This is a genomic window from Cereibacter sediminicola (assembly GCF_007668225.1).
In the GTDB taxonomy this organism is placed as follows: domain Bacteria; phylum Pseudomonadota; class Alphaproteobacteria; order Rhodobacterales; family Rhodobacteraceae; genus Cereibacter_A; species Cereibacter_A azotoformans.
In genome coordinates, this window is the sequence record NZ_VDEK01000108.1 from 1 (window position 1) to 1,166 (window position 1,166).

Sequence of the window (1,166 nt, forward strand, 5' to 3'; positions counted from 1 at the left end):
TAGTATCCGTTTTGATCAAGGGTTGATTTCGGCCCATTTCCGGTCGTCCCGGATCAGGGCGTTGGCGAGGACGATGAGCTTTCGCATCACCGCCGTGATGGCGACTTTCCAGGGCTTTCCGGCAGCGATGAGCGTCCGGTGGACTTGCTGGAGCGGGGCGTTGAAGCGGGTCGCGATCACAGCGGGCATGAACAGCATGCAACGGAGAGCAGTGCGGCCTCCGCCGATACGGGCCTTGCCCTTCCACGTTCCCGACTGCCGCGTGATAGGTGCGAGGCCTGCGAGGCTCGCAGCTTCCTTCGAACTCATCGCCCCGAGCTCCGGCATCTCGATGATCAGGGCGATGGCGGCGACGGGCCCGACGCCGGGGATCGACGTCAGGATCTCGTAGCGCCTGGCGAGCCCGGGATCGGCTTTGATCCGGGAGCGCAGTTCCCTGTCGATCTGCGCGATCTGGGTGTCGATCTGGCGAAGGCGCGCGCGCAGCTGCGCCAGGACGATCTTGTTGCGCGCCATGCCGATCCGGTTTCGGCAGGCCGTCCGATCCTTGATCAGAGCAACCCGAGCGACATGCAGCTCCTTGATTTCGTGCAGTTCGTCAGTTTTGACCGGGGTCGCCTCGAGGCCGAGCACGGTACCCATCCGTGCAAGCATCTCCGCATCGACGCGGTCGGTCTTCGCTCCCTGTCCGGTAGCCTGCGCGAAGCGTCGCGCCCGTGCGGGGTTCACCTTGACGTTGTGATGGCCGAAAGCCGCAAGCGCGGCCTCCAGATCGCGGTGATAGCGCCCGGTCGCCTCGTAGACGACGCGGAGCGGTGCCGCCCCGAGCCACTTGCGCATGGCCTTCAAGCCGGACGCGTCGTTGCCGAAGCGGGCTCGTTTGCCGTCCGAGATACGGTAGATGTCGAGTGTGGTCTTCGAGATGTCGATCCCGATAGTGTCGGTCATGGTCTTTTCGCCTCCTGGCCTTGTCATTCGGGGCAAGGACGCGAGGTCTTCCCCATGTATCCGTTCAGGACATTCGAAAAGGCGGGGGCGATCACACTACTGACCGGCCCTCTCCGACCATCTCCACAACGATCCGTCCCCCGCCGCTGTCCGGCATATTTGAGGTGCCGGACAGCGGCTCCCGTATCGCACGGGAACCGGGGGAAATCTTAAGACAA

At 63.9% G+C, this 1,166-nt stretch carries 1 protein-coding gene; it reads right to left on the reverse strand.

Annotated features, from left to right (window positions below; translation table 11 throughout):
- Nucleotides 1-15 precede the first annotated feature (15 nt).
- Complete coding sequence (locus tag FG154_RS20540) at nucleotides 16-948, reverse strand: IS110 family transposase (RefSeq protein ID WP_028718737.1); 933 nt, start codon at nucleotides 946-948, stop codon at nucleotides 16-18.
- Nucleotides 949-1,166 lie beyond the last annotated feature (218 nt).

Bases quoted from the DNA above. Each gene is read 5' to 3' on its own strand.
- FG154_RS20540 (WP_028718737.1), bottom strand. From the start codon at position 948: ATGACCGACACTATCGGGATCGACATCTCGAAGACCACACTCGACATC.